The sequence below is a fragment of the Labrenzia sp. THAF35 genome (assembly GCF_009363595.1).
In the GTDB taxonomy this organism is placed as follows: domain Bacteria; phylum Pseudomonadota; class Alphaproteobacteria; order Rhizobiales; family Stappiaceae; genus Roseibium; species Roseibium algicola.
The window spans coordinates 420,630-436,099 of the sequence record NZ_CP045380.1 but is presented as its reverse complement, the minus strand read 5'-3'; the positions used below and the strand labels follow the sequence as shown (position 1 = coordinate 436,099).

17 protein-coding genes are annotated in these 15,470 nt (G+C 60.0%); 7 read left to right on the top strand and 10 right to left on the bottom strand.

All coding sequences use genetic code 11. The annotated features are described in order from the left end of the window. The first annotated feature begins 164 nt into the window (after positions 1-164). The 4 genes from FIU93_RS02020 to FIU93_RS02005 all read left to right on the top strand — a co-directional run bounded on the left by FIU93_RS02020 (position 165) and on the right by FIU93_RS02005 (position 3,602). Positions 165-635, top strand: coding sequence for a MerR family transcriptional regulator (locus FIU93_RS02020; protein WP_152504701.1), 471 nt, complete (start codon positions 165-167; stop codon positions 633-635). 90 nt (positions 636-725) lie between these two features. Beyond that, positions 726-1,283, top strand: coding sequence for a MarR family transcriptional regulator (locus tag FIU93_RS02015; protein ID WP_022999787.1), 558 nt, complete (start codon positions 726-728; stop codon positions 1,281-1,283). A gap of 175 nt (positions 1,284-1,458) precedes the next feature. Next, entirely contained in the window at positions 1,459-2,106 is a 648-nt protein-coding gene (locus FIU93_RS02010) for a DUF4166 domain-containing protein (RefSeq protein ID WP_152504700.1), read from the top strand. Between the two features lie 2 nt (positions 2,107-2,108). Beyond that, positions 2,109-3,602 (top strand): TIGR01777 family oxidoreductase, encoded by a 1,494-nt coding sequence (locus tag FIU93_RS02005; protein WP_173017246.1) that lies wholly within the window; start codon positions 2,109-2,111, stop codon positions 3,600-3,602. 228 nt (positions 3,603-3,830) lie between these two features. Here FIU93_RS02005 and FIU93_RS02000 read toward each other — a convergent pair whose 3' ends face one another. Next, positions 3,831-4,589, bottom strand: coding sequence for an IclR family transcriptional regulator C-terminal domain-containing protein (locus tag FIU93_RS02000; RefSeq protein ID WP_152504698.1), 759 nt, complete (start codon positions 4,587-4,589; stop codon positions 3,831-3,833). A 205-nt stretch (positions 4,590-4,794) separates the two neighbouring features. On the opposite strand from FIU93_RS02000, the gene FIU93_RS01995 reads away from it, so the two are divergent. From FIU93_RS01995 to pcaF, 3 genes are read left to right on the top strand one after another with little or no spacing between them, the layout of a single operon-like run. After that, the gene (locus FIU93_RS01995; protein ID WP_055659337.1) at positions 4,795-5,526 is read left to right on the top strand and encodes a 3-oxoacid CoA-transferase subunit A; all 732 of its coding nucleotides are present in this window, start codon (positions 4,795-4,797) and stop codon (positions 5,524-5,526) included. Position 5,527: 1 nt separating this feature from the next. Beyond that, positions 5,528-6,196: a 3-oxoacid CoA-transferase subunit B gene (locus FIU93_RS01990; RefSeq protein WP_023002267.1), complete on the top strand. Its 669-nt coding sequence runs from the start codon at positions 5,528-5,530 to the stop codon at positions 6,194-6,196. A 1-nt stretch (position 6,197) separates the two neighbouring features. Continuing rightward, entirely contained in the window at positions 6,198-7,400 is a 1,203-nt protein-coding gene (gene pcaF, locus FIU93_RS01985) for a 3-oxoadipyl-CoA thiolase (RefSeq protein ID WP_152504697.1), read from the top strand. A 65-nt stretch (positions 7,401-7,465) separates the two neighbouring features. On the opposite strand, the gene FIU93_RS01980 is transcribed toward pcaF, so the two are convergent. From FIU93_RS01980 to FIU93_RS01940, 9 genes are all read right to left on the bottom strand, one after another. Further along, positions 7,466-7,816, bottom strand: a complete 351-nt coding sequence (locus FIU93_RS01980; protein ID WP_031269847.1) for a hypothetical protein — start codon at positions 7,814-7,816, stop codon at positions 7,466-7,468. 160 nt (positions 7,817-7,976) lie between these two features. Beyond that, positions 7,977-8,840, bottom strand: coding sequence for a LysR substrate-binding domain-containing protein (locus FIU93_RS01975; RefSeq protein ID WP_152504696.1), 864 nt, complete (start codon positions 8,838-8,840; stop codon positions 7,977-7,979). Between the two features lie 63 nt (positions 8,841-8,903). Next, positions 8,904-9,806, bottom strand: a complete 903-nt coding sequence (locus tag FIU93_RS01970) for a DUF817 domain-containing protein (RefSeq protein WP_152504695.1) — start codon at positions 9,804-9,806, stop codon at positions 8,904-8,906. 133 nt (positions 9,807-9,939) lie between these two features. Then, positions 9,940-10,683 (bottom strand): pyrimidine 5'-nucleotidase, encoded by a 744-nt coding sequence (locus FIU93_RS01965; RefSeq protein ID WP_023002262.1) that lies wholly within the window; start codon positions 10,681-10,683, stop codon positions 9,940-9,942. After that, entirely contained in the window at positions 10,680-11,567 is an 888-nt protein-coding gene (gene argB / locus FIU93_RS01960; protein WP_023002261.1) for an acetylglutamate kinase, read from the bottom strand. Before argB ends, FIU93_RS01965 begins: the two co-directional genes overlap by 4 nt. A gap of 98 nt (positions 11,568-11,665) precedes the next feature. Continuing rightward, positions 11,666-12,313 (bottom strand): ribosome biogenesis GTP-binding protein YihA/YsxC, encoded by a 648-nt coding sequence (gene yihA / locus FIU93_RS01955; protein WP_023002260.1) that lies wholly within the window; start codon positions 12,311-12,313, stop codon positions 11,666-11,668. A 136-nt stretch (positions 12,314-12,449) separates the two neighbouring features. Further along, positions 12,450-13,130, bottom strand: a complete 681-nt coding sequence (locus FIU93_RS01950; RefSeq protein WP_023002259.1) for a CatB-related O-acetyltransferase — start codon at positions 13,128-13,130, stop codon at positions 12,450-12,452. Positions 13,131-13,358: 228 nt separating this feature from the next. Continuing rightward, positions 13,359-14,012: a transglycosylase domain-containing protein gene (locus tag FIU93_RS01945; RefSeq protein ID WP_286202434.1), complete on the bottom strand. Its 654-nt coding sequence runs from the start codon at positions 14,010-14,012 to the stop codon at positions 13,359-13,361. Between the two features lie 233 nt (positions 14,013-14,245). Further along, on the bottom strand, positions 14,246-15,250 hold the full coding sequence (locus tag FIU93_RS01940; RefSeq protein WP_139314273.1) for a hypothetical protein: 1,005 nt from the start codon (positions 15,248-15,250) through the stop codon (positions 14,246-14,248). Between the last annotated feature and the right edge of the window lie 220 nt (positions 15,251-15,470).

Here is a 15,470-nt window from a genome sequence, read left to right as displayed (position 1 = left end):
TTTGCGACCAAGGGCAAATATGGGCATCCTCCCCTTGATGGGGAGGGGGCCCCTCGCCACTTGAAGGCCTGAAGCGAGCACTTCCGGGAAAACAGGGCTTGACCCTGACACTAGTGTCAAGGTGCTAGGGTCCACACCCTAGGCCGGTGTTGAAAGGGGTCGACATGCAGATCAAGGAAGCAGCCGAACGGCTTGGCATTACGGAACGGATGCTGCGCCACTATGAAAAGTCGGGCCTGATGGAAGCTCGCCGTTCGGAAAACGGCTATCGCAGCTATAGTGCCGCGGACTTGCGCCGTGCCGCCCGGATCCGCGATTTCATTGCCACGGGTTTTTCGACGCGCGAAGTTCGTGCGATGGCCGCCTGCCTGTCGGACGAAGGGTCCGGGCCTTGCGAAGGCGGTATTCCGCAGCTTCTGAAAAAGCTTGAGCACATCGACCGGCTCAGCGCCGATCTTGAAGCGAAACGCGAAGCCATTCTCGACCGCCTGGCCGTGTTGGAAGAAGCTCTCTCGGTGAGCGCAGACGAGAAAGATGGCACCGGATCCGGGATGACCACCCCTGTTCCAGGCCGGGGTTCTGGCACGCCCGGCAGAGCCCGTGTCGATCTGGAGCCTCACGCAAGCGGGCGCTGACGGGCAGTCTTGCTGAGTTTTTGACACGCGCCGCATCCCCTGGCGAACTTCGCCATTGACATCAATCGATTTTCGTCACAGATTTCTGTCATGACAGAAATTACCGACAAAGCCGATCCTTCGGCAAAAGAGAAGTTCATCCTTTATTGGGGGGACATGGGCAGCCAGTGGAGCGTCAACCGTTCGGTAGCGCAGATCCATGCATTGCTGTTCCTGAGCCCGGTGCCGATGAATGCGGAGCAGATTTCCGAGGAACTGGGCATTGCCCGGTCCAATGTCTCCAACTCCCTGAAGGAACTTGTCGGATGGCGGCTGATCCAGAGAGTGCCTGTCGCGGGGGATCGCCGGGAGCACTTCGTGGCCGAGACCGACGTCTGGGAAATGGCACTGCTGATTGCGAAAGGCCGCAAGGAACGGGAGATCGATCCGGCGATCCGCGCCATCGATGTCTGTGTGCGCCAGGCGGAAAAGGAAAAGACGCTTGACCCCGTTGCTCTGGAGCGGATGCAGGAGATGCACCAGTTTCTGACCACTGCCGATCGCTGGTCGGAGCAGATGCTGAGCGTGCCGAAGTCGAAACTCGCCAGCTTGATGAAGATGGGCGACAAGGTTCTCTCGCTGCTCAAGATCGGCGGCAAGAAGGGCTGACAGCTGGGGCGAGTCAGGTCTTCGCCTTACCTGGAAGCTCCCATGGAAGTGCCGGACAGCGAGATAAGATCGGGTGAGAGGCCAGTAGACTTGCCACCCGATTTCAGGCTCAAAATTTTTTGCCAAGTAATTTCTCTTTATACAGAAATAACCGACATAACAGGAGGGATTGGAAATGCGAAACGCAAGCGCCACTCTGGAGCGGCCCGAAGCTGGCGATCGCCGTTTTCGCGATCTTCTGGGAGAAGCCGCCTGGCATGGCCTGCCAGCGGCCGTCCGCCGCCGGTTCGGCAAACGTCTGAGCGGCGGGGCAAGTGTCGTCTATCAAGGCCTGGTCGTGACCATGCGGATGAACTTTGCCGGAAGCATTCTGGCGCAGCTCGCGCGGCTTGTCGGCGGTCCACTCCCCTTTGACAGATCCTCTTTCAACCAGCCTGCCGTTGTCACCGTCACAGAAGATATTGCGAGCGATGGCCAGTTCTGGATCCGCCAATACGGGCGTAGCTCTGGCTTTCCTCAGGTGATCCACAGTTCCAAGCGGTTCGAAGGCCCAACCGGCATTGAGGAATATATCGGTGCGGGGATTGGCATGGCACTGCGGGTGAATGCCCTGACAGACGGCCTCAGTTTCGAAAGCGACCACTATTTTCTGCAGGCCGGACAGTGGCGGTTGCGGCTGCCCGCCTGGCTCCGGCCCGGAGCTTTGACGATCACACACCGGGATCTCGGCAAGGACCGTTTCCTGTTCACCCTTTCCCTCAAGAGCCGCGTCTTCGGTGAACTGGTTCACCAGGACGCACTCTTTCATGACATGGAGACTTGATCATGGATAATCCCGTTCTCTGGACGTTGATCTCCATCCAGATTTTCATGGGCGCATTCGATACGCTTGTGCACCATGAAGGCAGCGAGCGCCTGGCTTGGCGTCCGTCGCAGAAAACCGAACTGCGGTTGCACGGTGTGCGCAATTTCTTCTACGCGGTGATCTTTCTCTGCTTCGGCTGGCTGGAACCGCATGGGGCCTTCACCATGCTGTTGACGGCAATTCTTGTCGCCGAGGTGCTGATCACGCTTTGGGATTTTGTCGAGGAAGACATGACCCGAAAGCTGCCATGGACCGAGAGGATCAACCACACGCTGCTGGCCTTGAACTATGGTGCGATCCTGGTCCTGGCCGCACCGGTTCTGTGGCAATGGTCGTTTCTCCCCAGCGCGCTGGTGCCCGTCAGCTACGGCTGGTGGAGTGTGCTTTCCACGGTTTCGGCACTTGGTGTCGGGCTCTTCAGCGCGCGGGATCTGCTTGCGGCCGCGCGCAGCGACAGGCTTGGTGGTCCAGATCCGGCGGGACTGGTTGCAGCCCTGCCACCGCGCCGGCATATCCTTGTGACGGGCGGCACCGGGTTCATAGGTCGGCGACTGGTGGAAGCGCTGGTGAGAGGCGGCCATTTCGTCACGGTTCTCACGCGAGACCTGCGCAAGGCGGATGACCTGGAACACCCTGTCCGTGTGATCACCAGTCTTGACCGGATCCACAATGCCGAGCGCTTCGATGCCATCGTCAACCTGGCAGGAGACCCGATCGCGAGTGGCTTGTGGACGAGCCGCAAGCGCGCAAGGATCATCGGCTCCCGCGTTGAAATGACCGAAGCATTGCGGGCGCTGATCGAGCGCCTCGACACGAAACCAGCCTGCCTGATCAACGGGTCTGCCATCGGCTGGTACGGTCTGCGCGGCGATGAAACGCTGACCGAAGAGGCATCCTTCGAACCTGCCTTCGTCCACGAAGTCTGCGAGCGCTGGGAACGGGCGGCACAAAAGCTGGAGCGGGACCGAGTGCGTGTCGTGCTCTTGCGGATCGGTCTCGTTCTCGGTGTTGAGGGCGGCATTCTGGCAAAGCTGCTGACGCCGTTCGAATTCGGTGGCGGTGGCGCGATGGGCTCCGGCCGCCAGTGGATGTCCTGGATCGAACGGGACGATCTTATCCGTATCATTGCCCGCACGGTGACAGATGAAACCCTGTCCGGCCCCGTTAACGCCACTGCACCCGTGCCGGTCCGGAATGCGGAATTCACCGACGCTCTGGCCAGGGCGCTTCACCGCCCCGCATTCCTGCGCCTGCCTGCCTGGTTATTGTCGACGGCGCTCGGCGACATGGGCCGGGAGACGATGCTGGCTGGCCAGCGTGTGGTGCCGGCGAAACTGGTCGCCGCAGGTTTCAGGTTTCGCCACCCGGAACTTACCCCGATGCTGCAGAAGATCACGGGTGCAAGGGAAGGCGCAGCGCGGGGAGAAGAACAAGAGGCCCGGTCATTGGCTTGAATGGGGCTGAAATGACAAAGTGGTCATGCGCTGCGATCAAAAAGGGGGTGCCGGCAGACGTCGGCTTCCTCAGCTCAGGATTCCCTCTCCGTCGTCATCCCGGCTCGCGCTTCACTTGGCCGGGATGACGACGGAGAGGGTGAGGGGTAAGTGCCAAGCTCGGGGACAGTCCGACAGGAAGGGAGAGGTTTCGCAGACACACTCCCATGTCCTGCACTCAAATACACCTCACGTCAGAAGCGGACGCAATTCCGACTGGATGTTCCGCAGGGCAGGGAGGAACTTTGTTTTTGCCGTTTCCGGTGCGGCTGACGTGCTGGCGTAACCGACATTGAGCGCGGCAATCGTGTGGCCGTGGGAATTTTGAACCGGAACCGCGATGGAACACAGTCCTGGTTCGACTTCCTGATCGATCGTCGCGAACCCCTGGCTGCGGATACTGGCAAGTTCGGCCAGAATGGCGTCCACCCGGGTGAGGGTCTTTGGCGTCAGTGCTGTCAGGGTCATGGCTTCCAGCCTTGCCCGCGCCTCGCTCTCCGGCAGGGCGGCCAGCATGACGCGGCCCATGGAGGAGCAATGAGCCGGCAACCGCGAGCCCGGCATCAGCGCGATCGACATGACTTTCGTTCGGGCGGCCCGTGCCACATAGACGATCTCGTCACCGTCGAGGATCGACACCGACGAGCTTTCCCCGATCTGTTCCGACAGGCGGTCGAGCAGGGGTTGCACAACACGTGGCAAGGGCATGGTGGCAAGGCAGGCAGTTCCCAGCCGCAGCACCTGCGGCGTCAGGGTGAAATACTTGCCGTCCCAGTTTGCATACCCGAGATGGGCCAATGTCAGTAGGCACCGGCGGGAGGTTGCCCGGTCGAGACCGGATGCGTTCGAGACTTCGGAGATCGACTGGCGAGGACGGTCTGCGGTGAAGGTTTCGATAACCTGCAAGCCCTTGGCCAGGCCCCCCATGATGTCCCGCTCTGCAATCATTCGCCGGTCTCTTGCTGATTTTGATTTGTGCGATATGTAAACAAATGAAGCATATCGCACAAATCAATTGGACGAAAGACACCCGCCGTCGCTATCTCCATGGACACGACAAGGGGCGAAATCTGGTCGGCCTTGAGGTGTTGGAACCTTGCTCACTCAAGGCGCACGCAGGAAGCTCCGGGCGTTGCCCGAAAAGGAGACAAAGATGGACAAGACGGTTTCCGACCTTGCCACCGCCGTGGCGGGGATCGAGGACGGCATGACGGTGATGATCGGCGGCTTCGGCGGTTCCGGATCTCCCATCGAGCTGATCCACGCGCTGATCGACCGCTATCGCGAAACGGGGCATCCGAAGGGCCTCGTCATCATCAACAACAATGCCGGCAACGGCCATGTCGGCCTGGCTGCGCTCATCGAGGCGGGCATGGTCCGCAAGTTGATCTGCTCTTTCCCGCGCTCTGCCGATCCGGTGGTCTTTACCGAGATGTATCTTGCGGGCGGCATCGAGCTGGAGCTGGTGCCCCAGGGCACGCTCGCGGAGCGGATCCGTGCGGGCGGTGCGGGTATTCCCGCCTTCTACACACCGTCGTCCTACGGAACGGATCTGGCAAAGGACAAGCCCGTCGGCGAATTCGACGGCCGCATGTACGTGCAGGAACGCTGGCTGAAAGCGGATGTTGCGCTGGTGAAGGCCGAAACAGCGGATACCTTCGGCAACCTGACCTACCGTATGGCAGCCCGTAACTTCAATCCGCTGATGTGTATGGCTGCCGCGGAGGCCATCGTGCAGGCAAGCCGGATCGTCGAAGCGGGCGGGATCGACCCCGAGGTCGTCGTCACGCCGGGTATCTTCGTACAAAAGATCGTTGAGGTGGCCAATCCGCTGCAGGAAGAAGACCTCAACCGCGCCAATGCCGCCTATCCGCTGGAGGCCTGAGATGGAAAAGCTTTCAAACAACCAGATTGCCTGGCGCGCGGCACAGGATATTGCCGACGGCGCCTATGTGAACCTCGGCATCGGCTTCCCGGAAAAGGTCGCCCAGTTTCAGCCAGAGGGACGCGAGGCGATCTTTCACACCGAGAACGGACTTCTGGGCTTCGGCCAGGCCCCGGAGCCGGGTTCGGAGGACTGGGACCTGATCAACGCCGGCAAGAAAGCCGTCACGTTGAAGCCAGGCGCGGCCTTTTTCCACCATGCAGACAGCTTCGCGATGGTGCGCGGCGGTCATCTGGATGTGGCCATTCTGGGCGCTTATGAAATTGCCGAAAACGGCGACCTCGCCAACTGGTCGACCGGCCCCAAGGGCGTGCCTGCCGTCGGCGGGGCGATGGATCTCGTGCATGGTGCCAAGCGGGTTGCCGTCATCACCGACCACGTCACCAAGAACGGCCAGCCAAAACTGGTCAAGCGCTGTTCGCTGCCGCTCACCGGTGTCGGCTGCGTGACACGCGTCTATACCAGCCTTGCGGTGATCGATATCGAGAACGGCCGCTTCGTGCTGCGTGAAAAACTGCCCGGCCTGTCGCTTGAAGATCTTCAGGCGGTGACCGGTGCTGAGCTTCTTGTTCCCGGCGCTGTCGCCGATCTTGTTGTTCCCGAGGTGTGAAATGGCTGAAGCCTTTATCTGCGACTATATCCGTACGCCCATCGGCCGCTTCGGCGGGGCGCTGTCCTCCGTCCGCGCCGATGACCTTGGCGCCATTCCGCTGAAAGCGCTGATGGAGCGTAATCAGGACATGGACTGGGCGGCGGTCGAGGAAGTCTTTTTCGGCTGCGCCAACCAGGCAGGTGAAGACAACCGCAACGTGGCGCGCATGAGCCTGCTGCTTGCCGGGCTGCCGGAAACCGTGCCGGGCACCACGTTGAACCGCCTGTGCGGTTCGGGCATGGATGCGGTCATCAGTGCGGCTCGGGCCATCAAGGCGGGTGAAATGGAGCTGGCGATTGCCGGCGGCGTGGAATCCATGTCCCGCGCTCCCTTCGTCATGCCCAAGGCGGAAACAGCGTTTTCACGTCAGAACGAGATTTTCGACACCACCATCGGCTGGCGTTTCGTCAACCCGCTGATGAAGAAGCAATACGGCATCGATTCCATGCCTGAAACCGGCGAGAATGTTGCCGAAGATTATGCCGTCTCCCGCGAAGACCAGGACGCCTTTGCCCTGCGCTCGCAAGAAAAGGCGGCGGCAGCACAGGAAAACGGACGTCTGGCACGGGAAATCACGCCGGTGACCATTCCCCAGCGCAAGGGCGATCCGATTGTCGTCGACAGGGACGAACATCCGCGCGCAACCTCGCTGGAGGCTCTGGCGAAGCTGCGGGCACCCTTCCGCGAAGGCGGCAGCGTCACCGCGGGCAACGCGTCCGGCGTCAACGACGGTGCGGCAGCCCTGATCGTTGCGTCCGAGGCAGCGATCCGCAAGTACGGTCTGACGCCGATCGCCCGCATTTCCGGCGGTGCGACTGCAGGTGTCGAACCGCGCATCATGGGAATCGGCCCGGCACCGGCAACCAAAAAGCTGTGCGAACGGCTTGGCATCAAGCCGACTGATTTCGATGTTGTCGAACTCAACGAAGCCTTCGCAAGCCAGGGTATTGCCGTCCTGCGCCAGCTTGGAATTGCCGAGGATGCACCCCACGTCAATCCGAATGGCGGTGCCATCGCACTCGGGCACCCGCTCGGCATGTCGGGCGCACGCATTGCAGGCACGGCTGCTCTGGAGCTGCAGCAGCATGGCGCAAAGCGCGCCCTTGCAACGATGTGCATCGGTGTCGGACAGGGTATCGCGATCGCGCTCGAAGGCGTCTGATCGTCGGTCGGCAACTGTCAGGTGGAACGGCCGGGCATCACGCCCGGCCTTTTGCTATCTGCTCCTCAAGGATTGAGGACAATCACCTTGGTCTGACCGCCATTGCAGGTGTAGCAGCAGTTGGAACAGCGATTGCGGTTCTTGTAGCCCACGCCCCAGTAGAGATTGTTGCGATTTCGCACCCAGGCGCCATAGCAGACCTTTTCGCCGCGCTGGCAGGATATGTTGATCGTCTTCGTCGAAAAGTCGTCGAGTACGTAGATCTTCTTGTTGCCCGGCCAGACGTGTCCGCGGCGGGTATCGGAATAGAGTTCTACATCGACAATGTTCGGATGTTTGCTTTCGAACCGCCAGTGCAGTGTTTCCGCTGATGCCGGCAAGGCGGCGGCGGCAAAATAAACAAATGAGAACGCCAACAAAACGGTGCTCAAAAGCCCCTTACGCATAATACTTCCCCCAAAGTATCCCCATGAAAAGCTGCGTCAGACCATTGTGCTGAATGGATATCTGGCAGCTCGCGCAAATAATGGGGCCTTTTTGAAGAAGATGGCAAGCAGGTGTTGCCAATTGCAGTGTTCAGACAGTGGTTTGCAGCCAGTCCCGAAAGGCGGCCACGGGGCGGGTCAAGGTGCGGGCGGGCGAGCGCACAAACCAGTATCCGGTCTCCAGTTCAACCAGTTTCCAGTCCGGCATGATCAGGTGCCCTGCCTCCAGTTCCTGGGAGACGAAGCGTCTGTCGATCACGATCGCGCCCATCCCTGCTATGGCAGCCTGGATGGCAAGGTCCCGGCTCTGCAGCACGGTTCCCGATTTCGTGTCGGAATGGCTGAGCCCGGCCTCCTCCAGCCAGCGCACCCAGTCGCCACGCCGCGAGGCGCTGTGCAGAAGCCTGAGGCCGCTCAGAACGGATGTGACGGTGGCATCCTTGCCACGCAGCAGGCCGGGTGCCATGGCCACCGCCAAGTGTTCCTTCCACAAGAGGTGGCTCTCGACACTCGGCCAGTTGCCGGTGCCCAGCCGTATGGCGCAATCGTAGTTTTCGCGATCGAGATCAACCATGCGAGTGGAGGCGGACAACAGCAGTTCCACATCCGGCTGGCTCGCCTGGAAATCCGGCAAGCGGGGGATCAGCCAGCGGGTGGCAAAGGTCGAGACGGTGCTGATCCTCAGCTCCGTCCGGCCGCGCCGGCGGAAGCTGTCGACAGCCTCTTCGATGCGGTCGAAGGCATCGCCCATACTCAGGGCCAGGCGCTGTCCTTCTTCTGTCAGGGTGAGCCCGCGACCATCCCGGTTGACCAGCGTCGCACCAAGCTCGTTTTCCAGCTTGCGCATCAGGTGGGACAGCGCCGAAGGCGAAACCCCGAGCTTTTCGGCCGCAAGCGACGCACGCCCGTGGCGGGCCAGCAGGGAAAAGGCATGTAGCGCACGCAGGGACGCCATGGTCGATCTCCGGAAAGTTGAATATACTTCAATAATGAACCCCGGAGACCCTGTCGAGATCGGTCAGGCTTTTTCGGCGGAACTTTCCCTTTTCGGCCTGTTCACAAGGGTGACCAGTACAAAGGAAATGATCATCAGAAGCACCCATGCATTCAACTTTGCGATTGAAACCAGTGTCCAAGCATCGGCCTGGTCCGGATACTGCCAGGCGCGGGCGAAAGTGCCGATATTCTCCGCAATCCAGATGAACAGGGCGACCAGAAAAAAGCCCAGCACCAGCGGCATCTTGTGCCTGTAGCGGAACACCGAATAATGGACCCAGGTTCGTCCAAAGAGCAAAAACAAGAAGACGAAAAGGCCAAGCCGCAGGTCGATGATGAAATGGTGGCTGAAGAAATTCACATAGATCGCGAGCGCGAACAGCCATGTGGTCCACAACGGCGGATAACCGCTATAGGCGAAGTGGAAGATCCGGGAAACGCGGGCGAGATAGCTGCCGACGGAGGCATACATGAACCCGGTGAACAGGGGCACGTCACCGATGCGGAACAGACTTTCCTCCGGATAGACCCAGGACCCGGCGGAGGTCTTGAAAATCTCCATGACCGTGCCAACCACGTGAAAGATCAGGATGATCCTGGCTTCGTCCAGCGTTTCCAGACGCGTGGCCAGCATTGCTATCTGAAGACCGAGGGCCGCGAGAAACAGGAAGTCGTAGCGACTGAGTGCGGCGTCTTCCGGATAGACGAACCGCGTCAGAAGGATGATTGCGAGCAGTAGTCCGCCAAAGATACAGGCATAGGCCTGCTTCAGGCCGAAGGCGAGAAACTCCGTCGCCGCCAGACCGAACAGGCCCTTGCCGAAGACCGGACGCAGCCTGTGCAGGAGTTGATTTATGAGCCTTTCCGTTCCGGAGCCTGGACGGGAGGGGGCTTGTAGCGGTTGGACGATCCCGGTGGGTAACATGTAACGCCTCAGCTGAAGATACCGGCCGGTCCGCAAGCGGCCGGCAGGTCTTCTATGCATCTGGCGATGTGCAGGAACTGTGCAGTGCCTTCACAGTTTTCTGCAATATTGCGGGCTGACCTGCGGTCGGGCGCTAGCTGATGGCGCCAAGAACCGCCTTCAGGAACCCGGTCAGTTCGTCGGTGACGAAATCCACATGCGGATAGGGTTCGCCTTCCATGTCCCAGGTTTCCTGGAACACGTCCCGGGTGCCGGTCGGCAGGATCAACGTCGTGCACATGCCAAGCGCATGCGGCACGCTCAGGTTCTTGGCCAGGTCTTCAAACATGGCAGCACGTGCCGGCGCGACGCCGGTATGTGCCAGGAAACGTTCGTAGGTGACCTTGTTGGGCTTGGGCACAAGATCCGCCGAGACGATGTCGAAGATATCCTCGAAATGATCCGCGATGCCGAGCGCAGCCGCCGTGCGTTCCGCATGTGGGCGGTCGCCGTTGGTGAAGATGAACTTCCGGCCCGGCAAGGCCTCGATCGCGGCTGCAAGGTCCGGATCGGGTTTCAGGGTCGAGTAGTCGATATCATGGACGAAACGCAGGTAATCGTCCGGGTCGATGGCGTGGTTGGTCATCAGCCCGCGCAGGGTCGTGCCGAACTCGTGATAGAGTTCCTTCTGATGCGCCATCGCCTCATCGGGCGGCAGGTTCAGGATCTTCTGCACATAGCGCGAGATCTGCTCGTTGATTTGCGGGAACAGGTCACTCTCGTGCGGGTAGAGCGTATTGTCCAGATCGAAGACCCAGGCTTCGACGCCTTTGAAGATCCTCAGGTCGCGGCGATGAGCCTGCGGGCCCTCGTGGGGCAGGGGGCGTTTTCCTGTCACGGGCGGATCAACGTCCCTGCGCCGCCGTCGGTGAACAGTTCCAGCAGCACCGCGTGCGGTACCTTGCCGTTCAGGATGACAACGCCTTCAACGCCGCGGTCCAAAGCTTCGATACAGGTTTCGACCTTGGGGATCATGCCGCCGGAAATGGTGCCGTCGGCAATCAGCTCATGCGCCTTGGCAACGGTGAGCTGCTTGATCAGGTTGCCGTCCTTGTCCAGAACGCCGGGCACGTCCGTCAGGAACAGCAGCCGTTTGGCGTTGAGCGAGCCTGCAATGGCGCCGGCAGCGGTGTCGGCGTTGATGTTGTAGGTCTCGCCGTCTTCGCCCGGGGCGACCGGGGCGACAACCGGAATGATGTCTTCCTTGAGCACCAGCTTCAAAACGGTCGGGTCGACCTTGTCCGGTTCGCCGACGAAGCCGAGATCGAGAACGCTTTCGATGTTGCTGTCCGGATCAACCACGGTCCGGGTCAGCTTGCGGGCGGTCACCAGGTTGCCGTCCTTGCCGCACAGTCCGACCGCGCGGCCGCCTTCGGCATTGATCAGCTGGACGATTTCCTTGTTGATCGAACCGGCAAGAACCATCTCGACCACCTCGACGGTGGCCCTGTCGGTCACGCGCAGACCGCCCTTGAACTCGCTGACGATGTTCAGCCGCTGCAGCATCTTGCCGATCTGCGGCCCACCGCCATGAACCACCACCGGATTGACCCCGGACTGGCGCAGCAGCGTGATGTCGCGCGCGAAGGCCTGGCCGAGTTCCGGATCACCCATGGCATGGCCGCCGTATTTCACGACAACGGTCTTGTTGTCGTAGCGCTGCATGTAAGGCAGGGCATGGGCAATGATGTTGGCGCGTGTGGCGGTGTCAGGCGTGGTCATGGAACGGAAATACTCACCGTGGCTGGGAAAACGTCTCGCGAAAGTCCCCTGCTATAGCCGGTTTGAAGTGGCTTCACAATCGGCGCAGGAGTGACGGGTCACTGGGTGGCCAGAAGAAACAGCTCCGCCCGCAGTTCGTCGACACCGCGGTTCTTTTCCGAGGACGTGGCCAGAATCTCCGGATGGGCGGCGACCCGTTTGCGCAGGATTGCCTTGGTGTCCTCGATGAGGCGAACGAGTTGCGGCGGTTTGATCTTGTCGGCTTTGGTCAGCACGACCTGATAGACGACGGCTGCCTTGTCGAGCAGTTCCATCGCTTCGAGATCGTTCTTCTTGATGCCGTGACGGCTGTCGATCAGAAGGATCACGCGGCGCAGGTTCGGCCGACCGCGCAGATAGGAAAACACCAGCTGGGTCCAGGCTTCCACCAGTTCCTTGGGCGCCTGCGCATAGCCATATCCCGGCATGTCAACGATCGTCAGCGGCGTCTCGGGAGCAATGAAGAAGTTCAGCATCTGTGTCCGGCCCGGGGTTGCCGAAGTCCGGGCAAGGTCCTTGCGTCCGGTCAGCGCGTTGATCAGGCTGGACTTGCCGACGTTCGACCGCCCCGCAAAGGCGATCTCCGCTCCGGCCGCTTCCGGCAGGTTGGCCATGTCGGTGACGCTGGTGAGAAAATCCCACGGACGGCAGAACATCAGCCGGCCGGCTTCGAGGTCTTCATCGGAATATTTTTGTTCTTCGCTCATAAGCGCCTTCTACCCTGCCTGAAAGCAACCGTCACTAGTTTTGGCGTGCCGGTTCAAGCCTGCAACCCCGCAAGGCGCACCCTCTTGAAAGGGATGCCTTGCAGGTCTTTTGGTCCGCACGGCCGGTCCGTTCGGATCAGGCGCGGTTTCGTTTGGCATCACACTCACCGCCCAACCCTGTCGCGACGGCCTCAAGGGCCTCGATATCCGCGCCGCGGATCGCATCGAGGTTCCGGGAGATCGTCTCGGCCGGCCAATCCCACCAGGCGATTTCAAGCAGCCGTTCGATAGTGGCTTCATCAAACCGGAGTTTTACCACCCGGGCAGGATTGCCGACCACCACCGCATAGGGCGGGACGTCGGACGCGACCACCGCGTGCGCGCCGATGATTGCCCCGGAGCAGATGGTGACACCGGGCATCACCGTTGCATTGGTTCCGAACCAGACATCATGACCGACAACGGTATCTCCCTTCAGGTGGTCGAAAATGGTCGCAGGATCGAAGCCCTGTTCCCAACCGTTTTGGAAGATGTTGAAAGGGTAGGTCGAAAAACCCGTCATGGCATGGTTGGCACCACTCATGATGAACGTCGTTCCTTGCGCCAGCGCGCAGAACTTCCCGATCTTCAGCCGGTCGCCGACAAAGTCGAAGTGATAGCGCACATTGCGGCTTTCAAACTCCGCCGCGTGGTTTTCATCGTTGTAATAGGTGAAGTCGCCCACTTCGATGGTAGGGCGGGTGATCACGTTTTTCAGGTAAACCGTGTGCGGTTCGCCATTGAAGGGATAGAGCGTGTCGGGGGACGGGCCGTGCATGGGGCCTCCTTAAAAGCAAGAAAACAAGGGAAATTGGAAAACGCGTGTTGGACGCGGTTGACCTGCCGGTGAGCGGCTTCGCCTTGCGGATCAGGTCTTGCTTTATCGGATCATTGGTCCAGGCACTCCAAACGGGATCGGTTGAAAGACGCGAGAGCCTCGCGTCAAGGTGCCGGATAAAAACACGAGGTTCCGGCGCCGGTCAAGGTGGAACCTTTTAGGGCTTGTCTATTTGTCCCTGCAGCCTTCCAGCCAGACGTCGCCATTGTCCAGCGGTGTGCAACTGCCGGCAACCAGGCGTTCGATCCGCGCAACTCGGTCTTCAAGTTTCGGATCGTCTTTTCCAAGATGGTATGTGGACGGAGCGATAAGGACCGCGACAAGGAAGAGAAATTCCCTCTCGGAAAGCTCTGCCGGAGCTTTCCCGTAAATGGCATTGCTTGCCCTGAAGAAACCGGTCATCCAACCGTCGGGCCCATGGCCCATTTCCAGGGTGTCGAGCCAGAGAGCCAGAATTTCCTGCTTGGTAAGCTCATGTTCCAGCCCGATTGCATAACCAGTCTGCCGGATCTTGGCGATACCGGGCTGGAATGTTTCGAAACCGACGCGTTTGGCAAGCGATTGGGTAATTGTGGTGAGACCACCTCCGGCACTGGATAGATCAACACCGGAATGGTCCACAAAGCCGGGATCCTCGACCTGCAGCAATTTCGCAAGTTGCCTTGGCCCAAGATCGACACCGCCTCGGCCGCCGGCAATCAGCCTGTCGGCGCGCGCGGACAGGCGAAAGGCATCGGCTCGGGCATCGAGATAACCGGCAAATCCGTAAACAAAGGCGGCGGCAGTCAGAAGCAGGACGAGGGCGGAAAGGATTTTGAGCACGCGCAAGGGACACCTCCGGAAATATATCTCGAACCGTGTCGGGCAAAGCGGGCACTGTCATGATGGAAACGAGGCCTAAAGACGGCACTTGCCTGCGTTTTTCACATCGAGGGCTGCGGAGATGTGTGGTAGGCGAAGACTCGAAAAAACCTGCGTGAGTGGGGTTCTTCGGGTCGGTCAAGAACCCCGTCGAAAGTGGACCGGACAGGTGGTGCTGGTTTCTGGAGTCGTGTTCAGGTGGGAATGCGAACCCGGGCTTCGACACGCCTTTCACCATAAGCCCTGTCCTGCGGCATTTGGACTGCCCTCGGGTCGTTGAACAGGAATTCGGAGATTCTCGACATCAACCTGATACGTGTGTGTCTGTTGCCTTCGTGAAATCCGATATCATTAAGCCCTCTCACATAGGCTTGGAATGTCGGGTCCGGGGCGTTGTCCTGCGGTGGCTTGAAATAGAGCTCACCTTGTCCGAACGCAGGCTGATAGCCGAAAAACGCCAGGCCAAGCAGTTCGCGCGCCAGCACACGCGGGTTCTGGAATGATGCTTTCCTGTTGGTTTGTCTGTCCGTGTACTGTCCGAAGGTCCAGAACATGCCGGCGTTCCGGTTCATGAACTCCTTCCAGTGGTTCTTTTGATAGTCCACGGTTCCCTTCACAAGGTGCTCTGCATTTCTCCGGTTGGTCACATGCGGCAGAATCTTCTGCAGTTTCGGGACCTCTTCGTCCAGCAAATCCTCGCCGCATTGGCGAAAAAGGCCGGCCTCAGCGGTTTCCAGCGTCAGACTGAAGGTCTTGTGGGCAGTGATCGCACCGATGATGAGTGCATCGTTGAGAAGAGGCGTCCACTTCTTTTCACTCAGGATGGCGCCTCCTGTGACGGGCACGGGAGGGATGATATTGTTGTCCGCGTCCGTGTGCGTGCCTTTGCCATCGTTGCGGGCTCTTTGTTCCGTCCGGACATGCTTCCTGGTTACGTCTTCCTGGATGCCGCTGGCAGCCGTCACACCGAAGTTTGCGATCAGGTTTTTGCACATCCGGATACCGGTGCCGCCAAGCAAGGTATATGGCATTCGGTTATTTGCGGCAGCCCTGTACAGATTGTAAGCAGCCCGGCAAAACTGGTCCATTTTGTCCCGATCCTGCCAGTTGGACCAGTTTTGAACCCACGCGTTGTCGTCCCAGTAACGCTGCCAGTGAGGTTCAACCGCTGCTTTGAAGGCGTCGTAGTCTGCGTACATGTTAACGTTCTCCACGATGTGGCCATGCTTGCGGCCGCACAAAAGGGATCAGGCGCACGCTTTGCTGTGTGCCGGTTTCTGTTTCAGGTGTTGGCTGGCTTGCTTGTGTCACCGGGTATTGAGCAGGCGCTTTCGGCTGCGAGCACCCGGCCGCACAAGCTGTTGCGTCTCTGGCAGACAATTTGATGAAAGAAGGGCCAAATGGCCAGTGACGCCCGTC